This is a genomic window from Ciceribacter azotifigens, from assembly GCF_048159625.1.
Classification (GTDB): Bacteria; Pseudomonadota; Alphaproteobacteria; order Rhizobiales; family Rhizobiaceae; genus Allorhizobium; species Allorhizobium azotifigens.
The window spans coordinates 1-19087 of record NZ_JBLQTA010000011.1 but is presented as its reverse complement, the minus strand read 5'-3'; the positions used below and the strand labels follow the sequence as shown (position 1 = coordinate 19087).

The 19087-nt window shown below is 64.3% G+C and carries 15 protein-coding genes and 1 tRNA gene; 6 read left to right on the top strand and 10 right to left on the bottom strand.

Translation table 11 applies throughout. From position 1 onward, the window contains the following. Positions 1–24: 24 nt before the first annotated feature. Both ACM6UT_RS15675 and ACM6UT_RS15670 read right to left on the bottom strand, forming a co-directional pair. Positions 25–2490, bottom strand: a complete 2466-nt coding sequence (locus ACM6UT_RS15675) for a methyl-accepting chemotaxis protein (RefSeq protein ID WP_416798278.1) — start codon at positions 2488–2490, stop codon at positions 25–27. A gap of 215 nt (positions 2491–2705) precedes the next feature. Continuing rightward, positions 2706–3005 (bottom strand): DUF1127 domain-containing protein, encoded by a 300-nt coding sequence (locus ACM6UT_RS15670; RefSeq protein ID WP_416798277.1) that lies wholly within the window; start codon positions 3003–3005, stop codon positions 2706–2708. Positions 3006–3210: 205 nt separating this feature from the next. On the opposite strand from ACM6UT_RS15670, the gene ACM6UT_RS15665 reads away from it, so the two are divergent. Continuing rightward, entirely contained in the window at positions 3211–4164 is a 954-nt protein-coding gene (locus ACM6UT_RS15665) for a LysR substrate-binding domain-containing protein (RefSeq protein ID WP_416798276.1), read from the top strand. A gap of 174 nt (positions 4165–4338) precedes the next feature. Here ACM6UT_RS15665 and katG read toward each other — a convergent pair whose 3' ends face one another. After that, entirely contained in the window at positions 4339–6510 is a 2172-nt protein-coding gene (gene katG / locus ACM6UT_RS15660) for a catalase/peroxidase HPI (RefSeq protein ID WP_416798275.1), read from the bottom strand. 107 nt (positions 6511–6617) lie between these two features. On the opposite strand from katG, the gene ACM6UT_RS15655 reads away from it, so the two are divergent. After that, positions 6618–7529 (top strand): hydrogen peroxide-inducible genes activator, encoded by a 912-nt coding sequence (locus ACM6UT_RS15655; RefSeq protein WP_416798274.1) that lies wholly within the window; start codon positions 6618–6620, stop codon positions 7527–7529. 59 nt (positions 7530–7588) lie between these two features. Here the strand turns inward: ACM6UT_RS15655 and adhP are convergent, their stop codons facing one another. The 4 genes from adhP to guaB all read right to left on the bottom strand — a co-directional run bounded on the left by adhP (position 7589) and on the right by guaB (position 11861). Next, positions 7589–8617 carry an alcohol dehydrogenase AdhP gene (gene adhP, locus ACM6UT_RS15650; protein ID WP_416798273.1) on the bottom strand — a complete coding sequence of 343 codons (1029 nt, stop codon included), beginning with the start codon at positions 8615–8617 and terminating at the stop codon, positions 7589–7591. Positions 8618–8812: 195 nt separating this feature from the next. Continuing rightward, complete coding sequence (locus ACM6UT_RS15645; protein ID WP_416798272.1) at positions 8813–9688, bottom strand: dienelactone hydrolase family protein; 876 nt, start codon at positions 9686–9688, stop codon at positions 8813–8815. Between the two features lie 98 nt (positions 9689–9786). After that, positions 9787–10341 carry a hypothetical protein gene (locus ACM6UT_RS15640; RefSeq protein WP_416798271.1) on the bottom strand — a complete coding sequence of 185 codons (555 nt, stop codon included), beginning with the start codon at positions 10339–10341 and terminating at the stop codon, positions 9787–9789. 26 nt (positions 10342–10367) lie between these two features. After that, positions 10368–11861 carry an IMP dehydrogenase gene (gene guaB / locus ACM6UT_RS15635; protein WP_129334415.1) on the bottom strand — a complete coding sequence of 498 codons (1494 nt, stop codon included), beginning with the start codon at positions 11859–11861 and terminating at the stop codon, positions 10368–10370. 311 nt (positions 11862–12172) lie between these two features. Here guaB and ACM6UT_RS15630 point away from each other — a divergent pair, with 311 nt between their 5' ends. Then, positions 12173–13579: an MFS transporter gene (locus ACM6UT_RS15630; RefSeq protein ID WP_416798270.1), complete on the top strand. Its 1407-nt coding sequence runs from the start codon at positions 12173–12175 to the stop codon at positions 13577–13579. A 39-nt stretch (positions 13580–13618) separates the two neighbouring features. On the opposite strand, the gene ACM6UT_RS15625 is transcribed toward ACM6UT_RS15630, so the two are convergent. Continuing rightward, complete coding sequence (locus ACM6UT_RS15625; RefSeq protein WP_416798269.1) at positions 13619–14341, bottom strand: RlmE family RNA methyltransferase; 723 nt, start codon at positions 14339–14341, stop codon at positions 13619–13621. A gap of 16 nt (positions 14342–14357) precedes the next feature. Next, entirely contained in the window at positions 14358–15962 is a 1605-nt protein-coding gene (locus tag ACM6UT_RS15620) for a Ppx/GppA phosphatase family protein (RefSeq protein WP_416798268.1), read from the bottom strand. A 211-nt stretch (positions 15963–16173) separates the two neighbouring features. Between ACM6UT_RS15620 and ACM6UT_RS15615 the strand changes: the two genes are divergently transcribed. The 3 genes from ACM6UT_RS15615 to ACM6UT_RS15605 all read left to right on the top strand — a co-directional run bounded on the left by ACM6UT_RS15615 (position 16174) and on the right by ACM6UT_RS15605 (position 18005). After that, positions 16174–16247, top strand: a tRNA-Gln gene (locus ACM6UT_RS15615). A gap of 265 nt (positions 16248–16512) precedes the next feature. Further along, positions 16513–16746 carry a type II toxin-antitoxin system Y4mF family antitoxin gene (locus tag ACM6UT_RS15610; protein ID WP_416798399.1) on the top strand — a complete coding sequence of 78 codons (234 nt, stop codon included), beginning with the start codon at positions 16513–16515 and terminating at the stop codon, positions 16744–16746. Continuing rightward, entirely contained in the window at positions 16743–18005 is a 1263-nt protein-coding gene (locus ACM6UT_RS15605; RefSeq protein WP_416798267.1) for a type II toxin-antitoxin system HipA family toxin, read from the top strand. The genes ACM6UT_RS15610 and ACM6UT_RS15605 overlap by 4 nt, the downstream gene beginning before the upstream one ends. Positions 18006–18450: 445 nt before the next feature. On the opposite strand, the gene ACM6UT_RS15600 is transcribed toward ACM6UT_RS15605, so the two are convergent. After that, positions 18451–18849, bottom strand: coding sequence for a hypothetical protein (locus ACM6UT_RS15600; protein ID WP_416798266.1), 399 nt, complete (start codon positions 18847–18849; stop codon positions 18451–18453). Positions 18850–19087: the final 238 nt, after the last annotated feature.

Sequence of the window (19087 nt, the reverse complement as noted above, 5' to 3'; positions counted from 1 at the left end):
GACGTGGACCGCCGCCTGCCCGTCTCAGAATTCTTCCCAGTCCCCGCCGCTGGAGGCCTCGGTGCCGGAGGCGCCGCCCTTCACGTTCAGCCGATTGGTAATCCTTCCAAGAAGCGCACGGGCCGGCGAACTGACGGGACGCGAGGTCTGGCTGGCCGGCGTCACGCGCGGACGCGGGGACGGCGCCTGGAAGACCCGCGGCTCGGTGGGGCCCGTGCTCGAAGCCTGCCTGAGGCCGGTCGTGCCTTGCGGCGCGAGGCTCCGGTCGACGTTGAACTGCCCAACGACGTCGGAAAGCGTCTGCGTGTCGTTTGACAGCGTGCTCATCTCGCGGTCGGTCTGCTCGGCGGCGCGGGCGTTCTGCTGGGTGACGTCCTCCATCCGCCCGACCGCCGAGTTGATTTCCTTGAGACCCTCCGATTGCTGCCGCGCGGCGGTGGCAATCGAATGGATGTGGTCGTTGATCTCGACGACCTGGCCGGCGATCGACGACAGCAGGTCGCCGCTTTCCTTGACGAGCCCGACGCCGCTTGCGACTTCGTCACCCGACTTGATAATGAGTGCCTTGATCTCGCGGGCCGCCTGGGCGGAGCGCTGCGCGAGCTCGCGCACTTCCTGGGCCACGACGGCGAAGCCCTTGCCGGCTTCGCCCGCGCGGGCCGCCTCGACACCGGCATTGAGCGCGAGCAGGTTGGTCTGGAAGGCGATCTCATCGATGACGTTGATGATCTTCGAGATTTCCGACGAGGCGTTCTCGATGCGCGCCATGGCGTTCACCGCCTCGCCGACGATCCCGGCCGAGCGATCGGAATTGTCCCGTGCCGTGCCGGCAAGCCGGGATGCAGTTTCGGCGCGTTCGGAGGACTGGCGGATCGCCTCCATGATCTGGCGGATCGAATTGGTGGTTTCTTCGAGCGCCGCCGCCTGCTCCTCGGTCCGGCGCGACAGATCCTCGGTCGAGGCGCGGACCTTGACGCTCTTGGCATTGATCTCGTGAACATTGGAGTGGACGGCGGAGATCGTCCGCGACAGGCGTTCGAGCGAGGCGTTGAAGTCGACACGCAGTCGGTCGAGGCCACTTGCAAACGGCTTGTCGATCGTCGCTGTGAGGTCGCCGCTCGCTAGCCGCTGCAGCGCGTTGCCGAGGATCTCGACGGCCTCGGTCATGCGCGCCTGTTCGGCGGCACGTTCGGCATCGCGGTCCCGGCGTCCCTTCTCGTCGGCAAGCCGGCGGGTCTCGGCGTCGCTTTCGAGCGTCCGCTTCTCGAGAACCGCCTGACGGAAGACCGCGACCGAGCGGACCATTTCGCCGATCTCGTCCTGTCGCCCCTCGCCTTCTAGGCGGATCGCCGTGTTGCCGCCCGCGAGTTCGCCCATGGACTTGACGAGGCGCGTGATCGGGCGCGTCAGCGAACGTGAGTAGAGAACAGCGATCACGATGCCGAGGAGAACGATCGGGGCGCCGAAGAGCACGGACACCAGTGCCGTGCCGCGCAGGTTCGCCGCGACTTCATCCTCGCCCATGAGAGCGAAGACCGCCCAGCGGGTGCCGGCGAATTCGAGCGGCGCGCCCGCGGCAAGGCTGGTCATGTCGCGGTAGCCGGAAAGCGTTCCGAAGGCGTCGCCGCCTTCCATGACTACCGGCAGCATCGTCGTGTCGACCTTCGCAGAAAGGATGTCCTTCTCGGGCGTCAGCATGCTGTCGTTCAGCAGTGTGCCCGCCGAGTCGACCAGAACGGTTTCGCCGGTCTCGCCGAGACCCTTGCGGTTGGCAAAGAGCGTGTCGAGGCGATGGTTCGGCAGACGGTAGGCGACGACACCGATCGCGCGGCCGTTCATGGTGATCGGAACGGCAAGGAAGGCGGCGGGAGCGCCTTCGGAAGGCGCATAGGCCGCAAAGCCGGACATCGCGACGGCATTCGGGTCGTTGGCGGCAATGATCTTGCCGAAGACCTCCGCCAGGCCGGACTCCTTGTACGGCCCCTTCGTCAGGTTGGTGCCGTAGTCCTTCTCCTTCTGGACCGAATGGACGACGTTGCCATCGAGATCGATTATCAGGATATCATCATAGCCCTGCGCCTGCAGATGATTGAGATAATAGGCCTGGAACTGCTTGTGGGCTCGGTCGAATGCATCCTTCTTGGCGCTGTCGAGCTTGTACTTCTCTCCGACCGGGTTCGGGTTTTCATCGATATAGCGGCGGTGAAGCTCGGCAGCCGGATCCTCGCCCAGGAACTTCCACGCTCCGGTGAAGCCGTAAAGCGCCTGCTGGGTCGTCACGTTCGAGGCGATCGCCGCGATGTCGAGGCGGATGCTCTCGAGATAGCCCTTCGCTTCGTTGCGCCGCCCGTCGGCCGTCGCTTCCAGCATCTGGTAGACCTGCTGGCGCAGCGCCCGGCCTTCGAGAAATAGCGTCAAGGCGACCGATGCGCTGATGGCGACAATGGTGAAGACCGCCGCCGCGAGAGGAAGCTTCCTGGAAATCCGCATTGAAAATGGCTCCGTGACCGTGCCCGGAGGAACCGGGTCCGCTGGCAATGGGAAAGAGAATCTCGTGCGGAAGTTAGAAATCTCTTACCGTGAACGGAAAACCTGTGGGAGGCTGGCGCAAAGATTCCTGAGCATAAAAAAATGCCCGGGACAGGGAGGGTCACCGGGCAAGTCGGCAGGGCTATTGGCAGTCACCCTGCGGGGATTGGGAGGGGTCATTCGGACTTCGCCGGCAGCAACGAACGGTCGGCGCGATGGCGCGCGGTACGGGTGAGAAGACGCGAAGGATCGTCCGCAATGCCGGAGGTCCGAAGGATGCTTTCGACATCGGCACGGGAAAGTCCGATGTCGCGCAGCAGCGCATCGTCGAGTTCGGCAAGGCGGTTCGCGGCTCGTCGGTTCCTGAGCGCGCGCAGAACGGACTTCGTCCCTTCCCAGGTCGCGGCGAGACGCGCGGCAAGCGTCGGCCGGGAAACCGCAAGATCGAGTTCTATCATCCGTTCGGTCGTGCTCATGGCGACAAAGTCCTTTCGATTTCGGCACGAATGGAGGCGGGCTCGTACCCGCAAAAGGGTAGAGCCAACCAGCGAGGTATGAACGTTGGAGGAGTCGGTGTCGGCGGCTCCGGTTGATTTGCAGGTCGATGATGTTGAAAAGCTATTGATCAGTCCAACGAATGTTTTTAATAGTTATCATCAATCCATCTGATGGAATTTCTAGATGTCAGCGCCACTCGATATCGACCAGCTCCAGACCTTCATCGCGATCGTCGACACAGGAAGCTTCACGAAGGCCGCGGGCCGAGTCTTCAAGACCCAGTCGGCCGTTTCGATGCAGATGCGACGGCTGGAGGAACGCATCGGCAAGCAGCTCTTCATCAAGGACGGCCGCGGCAACCGGCTGACGGCCGAGGGTGAGAAGCTCCTGAACTACGCGCGGCGGATCATCCGGCTGAATTCGGAGGCGATAGCCGCATTCGACGACAACCGGTTGGAAGGCACGCTGAGGATCGGCACGCCGGACGATTATGCCGACCGCTACATGCCGGAAATCATCGGCCGCTTTGCCAAGACCCATCCGAACGTCGAGCTCTACATCGTCTGCGAACCCTCGGTGGACCTTGCCGAGAAGATGGCTCGCGGCGAGCTCGACATCGCGCTCGTCACCCACAATCCGCGCGCCCGCAGCTCGGACGTGGTGCGCACCGAGCCGCTCTGCTGGGTCGCGTCGGCCAACCATCCGCTGCGTGACGACGCACCGGTGCCCCTCGCCGTCGGACGGCGCGACTGCAACTGGCGCCAGCTCGCCTGCTCGGCTCTCGACGCCGACGGCCGCGACTACCAGATCCTGTTCACCAGCTGGTCCTCGACCGTGGTCGCTGCCGCCGTCCTTGCCGGCATGGCGGTTTCGGTACTCCCGGAATCGGCGCTCCGCACCGGCATGAAGGTGCTGACGCAGACCGACGGCTTTCCGCCTCTGCCGCCGGTGCAGATCGGCCTGATGAAGCGGCCGGGGCTTTCCACCTCGCTGATGAACGCCATCACCGACCACATCACCGCCTGCCTCGACAACATCACGCCGTCGGCGGTCGACGACGATCTCGAAGGCGACGTCAAGACTTATCCCCGCTACTATCCGCGGCTGCGCGCCGGCCAAATGATCCCTGGCTGGTAAGTCGCCGGCACAGACGGACATAGTCAGCAAACGGGAACAGCCGGGGCGAACCCCGGCTGTTCCCGTTTCCGGCCGGTGCCCGAGTGCGGCGCGGGGTGCGGCGCTCGCCCGGTCCGGCTGCCTGTGTGCGACCCTGACGGCGGGCCGCACACCAGCGTTCCCTTCACCCGGCGATCAGGCGATGTCGAAGCGATCCGCGTTCATCACCTTGGTCCAGGCGGCAACGAAGTCCTTCACGAACTTCTCCTTGTTGTCGTCCTGGGCATAGACTTCCGCATACGCCCGCAGGATCGAGTTCGAGCTGAGGACGAGATCCACACGGGTCGCCGTATACTTGGTCGCACCGCTCTTACGCTCGCGGATGGCATAGCTGTTGCCGCCGGTCGGGACCCAGGAATAGGCCATGTCCGTGAGGGTGACGAAGAAGTCGTTGGTCAGCGCGCCGACACGATCGGTGAACACGCCGTGCGCCGTGCCGCCGTAGTTGGTGCCCAGCACGCGCATGCCGCCGATGAGCACCGTCATTTCCGGGGCGGTGAGCCCCATCAACTGGGCGCGGTCGAGCAGCATTTCCTCGGGGCTGACGACATAGTCCTTCTTCTGCCAGTTGCGGAAGCCGTCGGCGAGCGGTTCGAGCACGGCAAAGCTGTCCGCATCGGTCTGCTCGGCGGTTGCATCTCCACGGCCCGGCGCGAAGGGGACGTCGACATCGAAGCCCGCGGCCTTTGCCGCCAGTTCGACGCCGACATTGCCGGCCAGAACGATGACGTCGGCAAGGCTTGCGCCGGTTTCGGCCGCAATGCCTTCGAGGACCGTCAGGACCTTGGCGAGGCGCTGGGGCTCATTGCCTTCCCAGTCCTTCTGCGGGGCAAGGCGAATGCGGGCACCGTTGGCACCGCCACGCTTGTCGGAACCGCGGTAAGTGCGGGCGCTGTCCCAGGCGGTCGAAACCATTTCAGCAATGGTGAGACCGCTGTTGATGATCTTCGCCTTGACCGCGACAACGTCGTAGTCGGTGGGGCCGGCCGGGATCGGATCCTGCCAGATCAGGTCTTCATCCGGAACGTCCGGGCCAAAGTAGCGCGACTTCGGACCGACATCGCGGTGGGTCAGCTTGAACCATGCGCGGGCGAAAACGTCCGAGAAGTGCTCCTGGTCATCCTTGAACTTCAACGAAATCTCGCGATAGATCGGGTCGACCCTGAGCGCCATGTCGGCATCAGTCATCATCGGGTTGCGGCGGATGGACGGATCCTCGACATCAACCGGACGATCCTCTTCGGCGATGGCGATCGGCTCCCACTGATGCGCACCAGCCGGGCTGGTGACCAGATGCCACTCATGTTCGAACAGCATCTTGAAGTAGCCATTGTCCCACTGGGTCGGCTTGCTGGTCCAGGCGCCTTCGAGACCGGAGACGACGGTATCTCGACCGATGCCGCGGCCGTGGGTGTTGATCCAGCCGAGGCCCTGGAATTCGGGGCCGGCGGCTTCCGGATCGGGGCTGAGATTGGCGGCGCTGCCATTGCCATGGCACTTGCCGATGGTGTGGCCGCCGGCGGTCAGCGCCACGGTTTCCTCGTCATTCATGCCCATGCGGGCAAAGGTCTCGCGCATCTGCAAGGCGGTCGCCTGCGGATCCGACTTGCCGTTGACGCCTTCGGGGTTGACGTAGATGAGACCCATCTGCACCGCGGCGAGCGGGTTCTCCAGCGTGTCCGGCTTGGTCACGTCGCCATAGCGGCCGTCGCTCGGCGCCAGCCATTCCTTCTCGTCACCCCAATAGGTGTCTTTTTCCGGCTGCCAGATGTCTTCGCGGCCAAAGGCGAAGCCGAAGGTCTTCAGGCCGGCGACATCATAGGCGATCGTGCCGGCGAGCGCGATCAGGTCGGCCCAGGAGATCTTGTTGCCGTACTTCTTCTTGATCGGCCAAAGCAGGCGGCGGCCCTTGTCGGTGTTGACATTGTCCGGCCAGGAGTTGAGCGGCGCGAAACGCTGGTTGCCGGTATTGGCACCGCCACGGCCGTCGGTGACGCGGTAGGAGCCGGCAGCATGCCAGGTAACGCGGGCCATCATGCCGACATAGGAGCCCCAGTCGGCCGGCCACCATTCCTGGCTGTCGAGCATCAGCGCGCGAAGGTCCGCCTTCAGCGCCTCGACGTCGAGCTTCTTAAGCTCTTCGCGGTAGTTGAAGTTCGGGCCGAGCGGATTGGTCTTGGTGTCATGCTGGTGCAGGATGTCGAGGTTCAGCGCATTCGGCCACCAGTCCATGACGGATTTGCCCATGGCGGTATTGCCGCCATGCATGACCGGACATTTGCCGGCGGATTTGACGTGCTCGTTCATCTTGGCCTCCTGTTTTCGCAAAAACGAGTGAACTGGTGCCACCATCGGCCAAGTGTTCCATAATTTCCAATTGTATTTGATGTTGTTGTTGATAAGATATTCCTATCATGATTACCATTCGTCAAATGCGCTACTTCGAGGCGCTCGCCGCCACCCTGCATTTCGGCCGCGCGGCCGAAATGGTCCATGTCAGCCAGCCCGCTCTTTCGGCACAGATCATGGAGATGGAGAAGCATCTGGGTGTGGTGCTGGTGGAGCGGACGCGCGGGGCAACCCTGCTGACGGCCAAGGGCGAGGAAATCCTTGCGCATGTGCGCAGCGTGCTCGCCGGCATCGACCGGCTGGAGGGGGCAGCGCGCCGCAGGAGCGGCATGCTGGAGGGCATGATCCGTATCGGCATCATTCCGACAGTCGCGCCCTATCTGGTGCCGCAGATGGTGCCTTATCTTCGTCGCGAGCATCCTCTGATCGAGATCGAGCTCAAGGAAGCCGTGACGGACCGGCTGCTCGCCGACCTCGCCGAGGGTCGTCTAGACGCCGTGATCGCGGCCCTGCCGGTGGAGGCGGAGAACGTCGCGACCCGCAGCCTCTTCACCGACCGCTTCTTCGTCGCCATGGCCGACAACGAGAGCGACGTGCTTGTCTCACCCCTCGCCGAAACGCAGGTCGACCCGAACCGGCTGCTGCTGCTCGAGGAGGGGCACTGCCTGCGTGACCAGGCGCTCGCCGTCTGCAAGGCGGCGAACAAGCGTAATCTCGTCAATGTCGGTGCGACCTCGATGACGACGCTCCTGCAGATGGTGTCGCACGACATGGGGATGACGCTCATCCCGGAGATGGCCGTCGATACGGAGACTGCACGCACGGCGATCCGCATCGTTCCCTTCGCCGACCCGGCGCCGTCCCGCGAGATCGGCCTCGTCTGGCGGAGGTCGAGCCCGCGCCGCCAGGACATGGAAGCATTGGCCGCGGGTATCGTGGCAAGCCGCCGTCCGGATACCGAGCCGGTCGCCGCGTGAAATTGGGAGGCCGCGCCACGGCGCCACCTCCCCTTATTGCCTCATCGGATTCGACGATGTCAGGCGGAGAGATCGAGGACGATGCGGCCGTCGATCTTGCCTTCCTCCATGCGATGGAAGATGTCGTTGATGTTCTCCAGTTTGTCCCAGGAGAAGTGCGAGGCAACCTTGCCCTCGCCCGCGAAGACCAGCGATTCCTCGAGATCCTGGCGGGTGCCGACGATCGAACCGCGCACCGTGATGCGCTTCAGCACCGTATCGAAGACCGGCAGCGAGATGAAGCCCGGCGGCAAGCCGACGAGGGCCATGGTGCCCTTGGAGCGCAGGAAGCCGTAGGCCTGTTCCATCGCCTTCGGGGAGACGGCGGTGACGAGCGCACCATGCACGCCGCCGGTCGCCTTCTGCACCTGCTCGATCGCATCGGCGGCGCGGCCATTGACGGTGATGTCGGCACCGAGATCCTTCGCAAGTTTCAGCTTCTCGTCGAAGATGTCGGCGGCGACCACATGCATGCCCATGGCCTTGGCATACTGCACGGCCATGTGACCGAGCCCGCCGATGCCGGAGATCACCACCCATTCGCCGGGCCGTACCTCGGTCTCCTTCAGCCCCTTGTAAACGGTGACACCGGCGCAGAGCACCGGAGCCGCAGGGCCGAATTCGAGATTGTCCGGCAGACGACCGGCGAAATCCGGATCGGCGAGACCATACTGTGCGAACGTGCCATTGACGGAATAGCCGGTGTTCTGCTGGCTGCCGCAGAGCGTCTCCCATCCCGTGCGGCAAGGCGTGCAGCAACCGCAGGCGGTGTGCAGCCACGGAACGCCGACGCGATCGCCTTCCTTGATGCGGGTAACGCCGGCGCCGAGCTTGGCGACATAGCCGACACCCTCATGCCCCGGGATGAACGGTGGATTGGGTTTGACCGGCCAGTCGCCGTTCGCCGCATGCAGATCGGTGTGGCATACGCCCGTCGCATGATACCTGACGAGAATCTGGCCCGGACCGGGGTCCGGTATCGCCATCTCCTCGATCACCAGCGGCTTGCCGAATTCCCGCACGACGGCGGCTTTCATACTCGATGCCATTCTTTTCCTCCTCGACAGAAATCGTGTTGCGGAATGATCTGGCCGTCGGGGGTTGCCCGTCACGACGTATACACCCTATCGTTGTCCCGGTCGAATTTCTTGATGCGGGTCAAGCCTGCGGTGCTTCGCAATGACTTCTGTCGCAAGGTTGCGACAGCCCCGGAAAGATTCCGGCGCCGTCGCAACAGCGAATGTTCAGGAGAGATATTTCTTCAGGAATGCGACCGTCCGCGACCAGGCAAGATCGGCCGCGGCCTTGTCGTAGCGGGCGGCCGAGGTGTCGTTGTTGAAGGCATGGTTCACGCCTTCGTAGACATGGATCTCGAACGTCTTCTTGTTTTCTTCGAGTGCCGCCTTGTAGGCGTCGATGCCGGCGTTGATGCGCTCGTCGAGCCCGGCATAGTGCAGCAGAAGCGGCGCCTGGATCGACGGCACCTGGTCGGCAGGGACCTGGGCGCCATAATAGGCGACCCCTGCCCCAAGCGCCGGCGAGGCGACGGCCAGGCGGTTCACCATGCCGCCGCCCCAGCAGAAGCCGACGGCGCCGACATTGCCGTTGGCGTCGGCATTGCCGGCCAGATAGACGCGGCTCGCCTCGGCATTGTTGACGGCCGCGGCCATGTCGAGGGTGGTGAACATTTCGCGTGCCTTGTCCTCATCATCCGGCGTGCCGCCGTAAGGCGAGAGGAAATCCGGCGCCAGCACGACGAAGCCCTCGAGTGCCATGCGGCGGGCGACGTCGCGGATGTGCGGATTGAGACCGCGGTTTTCGTGAATGACGATGACGCCGGGCAGCGGGCCGGCGGCATCCTTGGGACGGACGAGATAGGCGTTCATCTCGGTCGTTCCGCCGGGATAGGTCACATCCTCGGCCTTCAGGCGGGCGTCGCCCTCGGGGACAACGGCGGCACTCGCCTTGCTGGCGGCAAGCAGCGGCGCGATCGTGGCGGCAGCCGCCCCCGAGCCGGCGAGTGCCGTCAGTCTTTCCATGAATGCACGGCGATCCAGAGTTAGATGAGTGTATTCGTCATAGGCGTCGATCATCGCCTGCGTGACTTTCGGCGTGTCCATGATGATCCTCCGTTCAGGGTATCTGGATGGCGGCCCGAACGCAGGCCCGCCGCAGGGCAGGATAGTGCCCACCGGCGATTGCAGGCAACACATCTTCGTTACCGGGACGGGCGGCCGGAAAATACCGTGACCCGCAAGGCAAGCAACGCGGACACGAACAGCAGGACAAACTTGATGCGGGAGACCCACGGCAGGACGTTGGGCAGGTTCTCGGCGAGCCACGGCCCCGGCTCGGCCGGGGGGAAATAGATCAGGAAGCCGATGTTCTCGAGGTAGTCAGAGATGCCGTAGGCGATCGGCAACAGGCAAAGCAGCCGGGCGTGACGCAGATCGAGGTGTCGGCCGTAGAGCACGACGCCGGGGGCATAACCGCGAAGGAGCAGGCAGAGCGCGAGGGTCAGCGCGAACGGCAAGACGAGGTCCGGGCCAAGGTACATCAGCTGAAACAGGTCGCGCGCCTCAGCCCGTGCCGGATCGGCAAGTGCCGCCTGAAGGCCCCGCACCGCATCGGCCTCGTAGCCGGACAGGCGGGCATCGAGGAAGCCCCCTGCCCCGCTGAGGCGCTGGAACTCCGGATCGAGCCCGAAGAACATCCAGGCGAGAAGGGCGCCCGAGAGGGCGAGCAGCAACAGGATCACCTTGTTCGCTCCCATCTGCCGCTCCCCTCCATCCACTCTCCTCAGCCGCCGGCGCCCGGGTAGTTCGGGCTTTCGCGGGTGATGGTGACGCCGTGCGGATGGCTTTCGCGCAGGCCCGCGCCGGAGATGCGGACGAAGGTCGCCTTCTCCTGGAAGTCCTTGATGTCACGCCCGCCGACATAGCCCATGGCTGCCTTCAGGCCGCCCGCGAGCTGGTGCAGCACGGCCGAAACCGGGCCCTTGTACGGGACCTGTCCCTCGATGCCTTCCGGCACCAGCTTCAGCGTGTCGCGCACTTCCGCCTGGAAGTAGCGATCGGCCGAGCCGCGCGCCATGGCGCCGACGGAACCCATGCCGCGATAGGCCTTGAAGGAACGGCCCTGGTAGAGGAAGACCTCGCCCGGGCTTTCGTCCGTGCCGGCGAGCAGCGAACCGACCATGACCGCGGAGGCACCGGCAGCGATCGCCTTGGCGAGGTCGCCAGAGAACTTGATGCCGCCGTCGGCGATCACCGGAATGTCGCTCTTCGCCGCCTCTTCGGCAGCGGCCATGACCGCTGCAAGCTGCGGCACGCCGACGCCGGCGACGATGCGCGTGGTGCAGATCGAGCCCGGACCGATGCCGACCTTGATGCAGTCGGCGCCGGCCTCGATCAACGCGCGGGTGCCTTCGGCTGTCGCGACGTTGCCGGCGATGATGCGCACCGCGTTCGACATCTTCTTGACCACCCCGACGGCATCCAGAACCTTCTGCGAGTGGCCGTGCGCGGTATCGACGACGATCACGTCGACACCGGCGTCGATCAGCCGCTCGGCGCGCTCGCGGCCGTCCTCGCCGGTCGAGATCGCGGCGGCGACGCGCAGACGGCCGTGGAGATCCTTGGCGGCGTTGGGGTTGAGCTGGCTCTTCTCGATGTCCTTGACGGTGATCAGGCCGACGCAGCGGCCGTCGCCGTCGACCACAAGCAGTTTCTCGATGCGATGGCTGTGCAGCAGGCGCTTGGCTTCCTGCTGGTCGACGCTTTCCTTGACGGTGACCAGGTTTTCCTTGGTCATCAGCTCGTGGATCTTCTGCGAGGGATCGGAGGCGAAGCGGACGTCACGGTTCGTCAGGATACCGACGAGGCGGCCGGGGCGGCCGCCGTTCTCGACGACCGGAATGCCGGAAATGCCGTGCGCCTTCATCAGCGCCAGCGCCTCGGCGAGCGTGGCATCCGGGCCGATGGTGACCGGATTGACGACCATGCCGCTCTCGAACTTCTTGACCTGTCGGACTTCCTCGGCCTGTTCGCTCGGCGTGAGGTTGCGGTGGATGACGCCGATGCCGCCGGCCTGGGCCATGGCGATCGCGAGGCGGCTTTCCGTCACCGTATCCATGGCGGAAGAGAGGATCGGCAGGCTGAGATCGATATCCTTGGCAATCCGCGTCGCGATGTTGGTCTGCCCCGGCATGACCTCGGAATGTCCCGGCTGCAAAAGGACATCGTCGAAAGTCAGGGCTTCGGCTCCCGTGGCCGATAATACGATGCGTGCCATTGCCAATTTCCTCTTTTCAAAAATGCAGTGGCTCTCCGGGACGAATCGTCCGCCCGGCCGCTCCTGCAGGACAACGTGGAAGTTGGCGAGGGCTGGTAACACGTCTATGACAGGAAGGGAACAGAAAAATCGGGCTGCGCACAGGTGCCGGGTTTCTTTGGGTTCTCGCGCGGCCAGAACCCGCCACGCACACGTGAATGTCCATCTGCACTGAGGTCGATTCGCGGCTGGCAAGCCGCGAGGACCTCGGCTAGAAAGGGCGCCGCGCGACGCACCGGTGACTGCCCCTCCTGCCCGTGAGCACTTTCCGCATGAACCGCATCGTTCCGCTGATCCTCGCCGTCGCGCTCTTCATGGAGCAGATGGACTCGACCGTCATCTCGACGGCGCTGCCGGCGATCGCCGCAGACCTCGGCGTCGGGCCGATCACGCTCAAACTCGCCCTCACCGCCTATATGTTGGCGCTCGCGATCTTCATTCCGGCGAGCGGCTGGATGGCCGACCGGTTCGGCGCGAAAGTCATCTTTCGCGTGGCGATCCTCGTCTTCATGGCCGGCTCCGTTCTCTGCGCCTTTTCCGGATCGCTGCTCGCCTTCGTCGCCGCCCGTTTCCTGCAGGGCATGGGCGGTGCAATGATGACGCCAGTCGGGCGCCTGGTGCTCCTGCGCACGACCGAAAGACGCGAGCTCGTGTCTGCGATGGCGCTGCTCACCATCCCCGCCCTCATCGGCCCGCTGAGCGGACCGCCGATCGGCGGCTTCATCACCACCTATTTCAGCTGGCACTGGATCTTCCTGATCAATGTGCCGATCGGCCTTGCCGGCATCTGGCTCGCAACCGTCCACCTGCCCGAAGTGCCGCCGGTCGAAACGCCGCCGATCGACTGGCGTGGTTTCGCGCTGAGCGCGCTTGCCGCCTCCGGCGTCGTCTTCGGGCTTCCAGTGATGAGCCTGCCGGCGCTGCCGCCCGCCGCCGGCATCGGAGCGACCGCGACCGGCCTTGCTGCCGGCCTCCTCTATGTCCGCCATGCGCGACGCCATCCGGCGCCGCTTCTCGACCTCGGCCTCTTCCGCAACGCCACCTTCCGCGCTGCCGTCATCGCCGGTACGATCTTCCGCATCGCCGCGGGGGCAATACCCTTCCTGATGCCGCTGATGCTGCAGCTCGGTTTCGGCCTCACGCCTTTCCAGTCCGGCCTCATCACCTTCGTCGGCGCAATCGGCGCGATCACCACCAAGTTTCTCGCCCGCCGGGTCTTTGCCGCGGTCGGCTTTCGCACGGTGCTTATCACGGCCGCGATCACCGGTGCGGCAACAACGGCGGCGAACGCCTTCTGCACGCCCGGCACGCCCTATCCGCTGATCATGGGACTGCTGCTTGCCGCAGGCTTCTGCCGGTCCTTCTTCTTCACCGGTATCAATGCGCTGAGCTATGCGGAGATCAGCGATGCGAAGGCGAGCCAGGCGACCTCGATGAGCTCGGTGCTGCAGCAGGTGAGCCTGGCGCTCGGGGTGGCCGCGGCGGCGGCCATTCTCGAAGGAAGCACCGCACTCGAGGGCCGTTCCCTCGGGCTTGCCGATTTCCATCTCGCCTTTGCCGTGGTGGCAGGTCTCTCGCTGCTCGCCGTCCTGCCCTTCCTGCGCATGCCGCGCGATGCAGGCGCCAACGTCTCGGGTCATGGACGATCGCCGGAGCCCGACAGCGTCGCGGTGAAGTAGGCGCCTATTCCGGCTTCTCGCAGACGGCGGCCGGCGAGGTCAGTCCGCGGCCTCGTCGGTTGCCTCGGGCTTCCGCCCCTTGAACCCCTTGGCGAGCAGGAACATCTCGACCGATTCGGAGCGCGAGGCGCCGGGCTTCACATGCACGACCTGACGGAAGTTCTGTTTCAGCAGCGTCAGAAGCTCCCGCTCCGTACCGCCCTGGAAGGTCTTGGCAAGGAAGTGTCCGCCCTCGGCAAGCACCTCGATGGCGAAATGGGCAGCCACCTCGCAGAGATGCATGGTGCGCAGGTGGTCGGTCTTCTGGTGGCCGGTGGTCGGGGCGGCCATGTCGGAGATCACCAGATCGGGCGTGCCGCCGATGGCTTCGATGAGCTTTGCCGGCGCTTCCGGATCGAGGAAGTCGAGCTGCAGGATCTTCACGCCCGGCAGCGGCGCCATTTCGAGGAAGTCGATCGCCGCGACCCGCACGTCCGTGTCGGTCGACCCGGTGACGTTGGCGGCGATCTGCGACCAGCTTCCCGGCGCAGCCCCGAGGTCGATGATGCGGCGGGCGCCCTTCAGGATGTTGTGCTTCTCGTCAATTTCAAGCAGCTTGAAGGCCGCGCGGGCACGATAGCCCTCGAGCTTGGCACGCTGCACGTAAGGGTCGTTGATATGCCGTTCCAGCCAGCGGCGCGACGAGGCCTTGAGCTTGGTCTTCTTGACTTTCTGGCCGAGCTTGCGGCCGGTGCGGTTTCCGGCGATCGGAGCCTTGGTCATCTTCGTTCTTTCCTGTTCAGCGCCCGCGCTCGCGGAAGGGGCGACGGCTGCGCGCACGCCGCCAGACGCCGTCATCGGCCATCATGTCGGTGAGCAGGCCTTCCCTCAAGCCCCTGTCGGCCACCCGCATGCGCGGCGAGGGCCAGCGGCGGCGGATCGCCTCGAGGATCGCGCAGCCGGCGAGCACGAGGTCGGCGCGGTCGGGGCCGATGCACGGATTGGCCGCGCGGCCCTGGTAATCCCAGGAGAGCAGCTTCGCCTGCATGGCGCTCACCTCGGCATCCGAAAGCCATAGGCCGTCGACCCGGCGGCGGTCGTAGCGCGGCAGGTCGAGATGGACGCCGGCAAGCGTGGTCACCGTTCCCGACGTGCCGATCAGGTGGAAATCCTCCGGCACGGCGCCTTCTGCCGCACCTTCGAGCGGCGGGCAGTCGAAGCGGGCGAGCATCTCTCCGACCTCGGCGGTCATCGCCTCGAAAACCTCCGGTGTGACGTCACGGCCGCCGTGGCGCTCCGAGAGCGTGACGACGCCGACCGGCAGCGAGGTCCAGTGGGTGATGTGGTTGGCAAGTCGGCTCGAACGGCTCTCGCCGATGCGGATGACGGCGATCTCGGAGGAGCCGCCGCCGATGTCGAAGAGCACGACCGACCGCGCCTCACGGCCGACCAGCGACGAGCAGCCGGAAACGGCAAGCCGCGCTTCCGTCTCGCGGTTGATGATCTCGAGTTCGAGGCCGGTCTCGACAGTCACGCGGCGCAGGAATTCCTCGCCGTTCTCCGCCGCACGACAGGCTTCGGTGGCAATCAGGCGCATGCGGCGGATCTGCCGGCCGGAGAGTTTTGCCGCGCAGACGCGGAGCGCCTCGACCGCGCGGTCCATCGCCTCGGCCGAAAGCCGGCCGCTCGCCGCGAGCCCCTCGCCGAGGCGCACGATGCGCGAAAACGCGTCGACCACGCGGAACTGCCCGGGGCGCGTCGGCTGGGCGACGAGAAGACGGCAATTGTTGGTGCCGAGGTCGAGCGCCGCGTAAAGATCGTTGGACCACTGCGAAACGGCAGCAGGCGGGCGCGGACGTTCCGCCGCCTGCGGCTGCTGCGGCCTGGCCGGCGGAGGCGCCTTGGCGGGAGCCGCGGCCGGCGCCGGCGAGGCCGGCTGGGCAGTGGCAGACTTCCCCGGAGCGAGCGGCCGGCCCTGCAGGCTGCGTCGATTGCGGTTGCGACGGCGCTTCTTGCCGGATTTTCCGGGATGGGAATGCTCGGCCTCGGCCGCAGGTGCACCCGCCTTCTCGGCGTTTGCGGCATGCGGCAGATCGACGGTCTGGGCCTGTCCCGAACGGCCGCGTCGCCGGCGCTTTCGCTTGCGAACCGGCTCATGCGCCTGTTTGGTGGCGGAACGTCCAGCCGGAGCCGACGTCGCCGCCTGCCCCTCGCCGGCCACGACGGCGGCGCCCGAAACCTTCGGCGCATTCGTCTTGGCCTTGCCGCGCCGGAGGGTTGCCTCCCCGCTGCGGCTTTCTGCCGACGCCCCCTCGCTTGACGGCCTTGGGCCGCGATCGGGGTCTGTCACGTGTCTATTCCGTTGCGCCGCGCAAGGCCGACTGCGGCATGCCGCTGGCGCCATATTCGATTTTCGTTGGCGCGATAATATCAGCGGGTCCGGTTTTAGCCAAACTGTTTTTCCGTCGAAATCCGGCGCGCAACCGGACCTGCGGGCGCGTCATCGGAGCAGTGGAATTTTTTCCGATTTTTTTGAGAACGGGTATTTGCAAGCCGGCGGCTTTTGTTTATAAGCCCGGCTCACCGACGGATCGCACACTTACGCAATCCACTGCTGGGGAATAGTTCAACGGTAGAACGACGGACTCTGACTCCGTTAATCTTGGTTCGAATCCAGGTTCCCCAGCCAATCTCTCTTTATTCTTATATTTCAGTCACTTAAGCGGTCGGCCGAAAAGGCAACCGGAACAGCTTTCCGCATCACTTTTCCGGACCACGCCGACGCGAGGCAAGCGACCAGGCACCCTCTCCATCACCACATCCCCTACTAGAGTGCCGGAGAGTCCCGATCGGGGTGGTTCATGCCTCGGACCAGCGTTTCGCCCGTTAATCGTCCCGTTCGGTTCTTTTTCGTGCAATTACTCGACGTTTGTGCTTCAATCATCCCGAAAGGGATGAATCACATGACCACAGTCTCCGACAGCTTGGCAATCGGCCAACTGATCCGCGCTGAGCGAAAGCGTCAGCAACTCACCCAGGAGCAGCTCGCAGGCGTCGCAGGCGTGGGCGTTCGGTTCGTCCGTGAGCTCGAAAGCGGCAAGGAGAGCTGTAGGCTTGGTCTTGCATTGACCGTTCTGCAGACGCTCGGCTTGACCGTGAGCATCACCAACCGCGGCGCGTCCTCATGAGCCGCGTGCTGGACGTCTACCTCAAAGACCGAAAGGCAGGCGAGCTCAAGCAGGACGACGACGCCTCGTTGACCTTCACCTATAACAGCGACTACCTCGCCACTGATCCCATGGCGCTTTCCGTCTCCCTGCCGTTGCAGGAAGAACCGTTCAACGACCGCGTCGTTCGCCCCTTCTTTTCCGGTCTCCTGCCGGACGAGAACGCGAGGCGTCGCCTTGCGGCCGCCCTCGGCATTTCCTCCAACAACGCTTTTGGACTGCTTGAAATCATCGGAGGGGAATGCGCCGGCGCCCTGACGCTTCTTCCGCATGGGGCGACCCCAGCGGTCTCCACAACGGAGGATGACGAGCCACTTGACGAGAAGCGTCTCGAGGAGATCCTGTCGCTGCTACGGCAACGACCACTGCTTGGCGGGGAAGCTGGCGTGCGCCTCTCGCTGGCCGGCGCTCAGGACAAGCTCGCGGTCGCCATCGTCGAGGGTCAGGTGACACTACCGCGAGGCGGGCGTCCGACTACACATATCCTGAAGCCCTTTATCGACGGACTGGATGGCACCGTCGAAAATGAAGTCTTCTGCATGAAACTCGCGCGGCGTCTTGATCTCGATGCCCCCCGGGTATCGAAAGGCGTCGCCGGCAAGATCGACTACTTCCTGGTCGAGCGCTACGATCGCATCATGCATCCCGACGGCCGGATTGAACGTGTGCATCAGGAGGACTTCTGCCAGGCGCTGAGCGTGCCACCGGAACTCAAATACGAGGAAGAAGGCGGCCCGGGCGTGAGCCAGTGTCTGCAGCTAATCCGAAGGACCACGGGGAGCCCCGCGGCAGAGACACTGCGCTTTCAGCGAATGCTGATGTTTCACTACCTGGTCGGCAACGCCGACGCCCACGCCAAAAACTACGCCCTGCTCTACCGCAGTCAGGTGCCCGACCTGGCTCCGATTTACGATGTTGTCTGCACGGCAGCCTACCCTCGTCTCTCCAAGAATCTGGCTATGGCGATCGGAGGCAGATCCTTGCCCGATACCATCCAGATGGCGCACTGGACCTCGCTAGTCCCCCCGACAAAAGCCGCAAAGCGAATGCTCGTTACAGAGCTGACTGGCATGGCGGATGAGATACTGCCGCAAGCCGACGCCTTGATTGAGGAGATGTCGGATGCCGGCGCGTATCATACGATCCTGAAGACCGTCAGGAAGGTGATCGAGACCCGCTGCGCGCTTGTCCGACGGGCGGTGGACAAAGAGGGCCTGTGACGTTGGCCGGCTGCGCACGAAGGCGCACTGGCCCACCACGGCCTTCAGCCCCGCCCGGCCCACCTAACCGGATCCCAGGTTATTGCCCATCGACGGCAGGGCGGGGAATGGCTGCGATCCTAGGGATCCATCGGGTGAGTGGTCCACGGATGAACGCCACTCCAAGGTGTCAATCACCGACGACGGTTAAGCTTCTTGTAAGCGAGAAGTGCCAGGGCCATAGCCAGGACGATAACGCCCGTAACCAAGTGGGCTTCGAGGAAATCCATTGCGCATTCACCTTTCCTGCCTCTACGCGTTAGAACAACCTTAGTGATAGCCAACTGGCAGCCGCTTCTCGACCAGAGCCCGGCCCAAGTGTGACGGACCAGAAGGATTCGTCAGACTGGACAGTTAGAGACCGCAAGAAGGAACGACCGCGATCCTAAATATTGGTTGTCCGCGATCATAGTCCGGGAGGTTCTGCCAGGATCTGAGGCTTCACCAATGCTCGAAGGAGGCGCTTGGCCGTCCGGTTGGGTTCAGGGACAAGCCCGTCTGCCGCTGACCTGATCGCATCAAGCCACTTTTGCTCTTCGTCGCTCACACTTCCGCAGAACATGCGTTCGAAGAGACCGATCGCGTCCTCATCGTAAAACTGACGCATCGCCAGCCGGAAGAGCTTGCGCCGGTCGCAGCCGAGCAAATCTGCCACCTCCTCAACGCGATCCAGAGGGAGCTTTGCTTCGCCTCTGATGACCATTTCAAAGAACCGGCCCCCGAGAAAGCGGTAACTCCTTTCTTCGAGATCGATAGCGGCAAGCTGTGCCTTCAGAAATTCTACCAGATCGTTTCGATCAGTCATGCTCGTGTCGCTCCTGCGCTTGTTCAGATACTGCATTTATAGCGCTACGAATGCGGGACAGCGTTGAACCCTGCGACCGCATCAGCAGGGGGACGTCGACAGCTCCGGCTCACAATCACAATATTCGGGGCGGATATGGCGCTCTAACAGCTCGATGACATGCCCGCCATAGAACTGCGCGAGACACAGCACGAGTGCAGCGCGGCAAACAAGGTGAGACGCAGCGTCAATTAGGATG

What these genes read in the sequence shown, in the direction of transcription:
- ACM6UT_RS15675 (WP_416798278.1), bottom strand. Translation starts at nt 2,490, where the DNA reads ATGCGGATTTCCAGGAAGCTTCCTCTCGCGGCGGCGGTCTTCACCATT.
- ACM6UT_RS15670 (WP_416798277.1), bottom strand. Translation starts at nt 3,005, where the DNA reads ATGAGCACGACCGAACGGATGATAGAACTCGATCTTGCGGTTTCCCGG.
- ACM6UT_RS15665 (WP_416798276.1), top strand. Translation starts at nt 3,211, where the DNA reads ATGTCAGCGCCACTCGATATCGACCAGCTCCAGACCTTCATCGCGATC.
- katG (WP_416798275.1), bottom strand. Translation starts at nt 6,510, where the DNA reads ATGAACGAGCACGTCAAATCCGCCGGCAAATGTCCGGTCATGCATGGC.
- ACM6UT_RS15655 (WP_416798274.1), top strand. Translation starts at nt 6,618, where the DNA reads ATGATTACCATTCGTCAAATGCGCTACTTCGAGGCGCTCGCCGCCACC.
- adhP (WP_416798273.1), bottom strand. Translation starts at nt 8,617, where the DNA reads ATGGCATCGAGTATGAAAGCCGCCGTCGTGCGGGAATTCGGCAAGCCG.
- ACM6UT_RS15645 (WP_416798272.1), bottom strand. Translation starts at nt 9,688, where the DNA reads ATGGACACGCCGAAAGTCACGCAGGCGATGATCGACGCCTATGACGAA.
- ACM6UT_RS15640 (WP_416798271.1), bottom strand. Translation starts at nt 10,341, where the DNA reads ATGGGAGCGAACAAGGTGATCCTGTTGCTGCTCGCCCTCTCGGGCGCC.
- guaB (WP_129334415.1), bottom strand. Translation starts at nt 11,861, where the DNA reads ATGGCACGCATCGTATTATCGGCCACGGGAGCCGAAGCCCTGACTTTC.
- ACM6UT_RS15630 (WP_416798270.1), top strand. Translation starts at nt 12,173, where the DNA reads ATGAACCGCATCGTTCCGCTGATCCTCGCCGTCGCGCTCTTCATGGAG.
- ACM6UT_RS15625 (WP_416798269.1), bottom strand. Translation starts at nt 14,341, where the DNA reads ATGACCAAGGCTCCGATCGCCGGAAACCGCACCGGCCGCAAGCTCGGC.
- ACM6UT_RS15620 (WP_416798268.1), bottom strand. Translation starts at nt 15,962, where the DNA reads ATGGCGCCAGCGGCATGCCGCAGTCGGCCTTGCGCGGCGCAACGGAAT.
- ACM6UT_RS15610 (WP_416798399.1), top strand. Translation starts at nt 16,513, where the DNA reads ATGAATCACATGACCACAGTCTCCGACAGCTTGGCAATCGGCCAACTG.
- ACM6UT_RS15605 (WP_416798267.1), top strand. Translation starts at nt 16,743, where the DNA reads ATGAGCCGCGTGCTGGACGTCTACCTCAAAGACCGAAAGGCAGGCGAG.
- ACM6UT_RS15600 (WP_416798266.1), bottom strand. Translation starts at nt 18,849, where the DNA reads ATGACTGATCGAAACGATCTGGTAGAATTTCTGAAGGCACAGCTTGCC.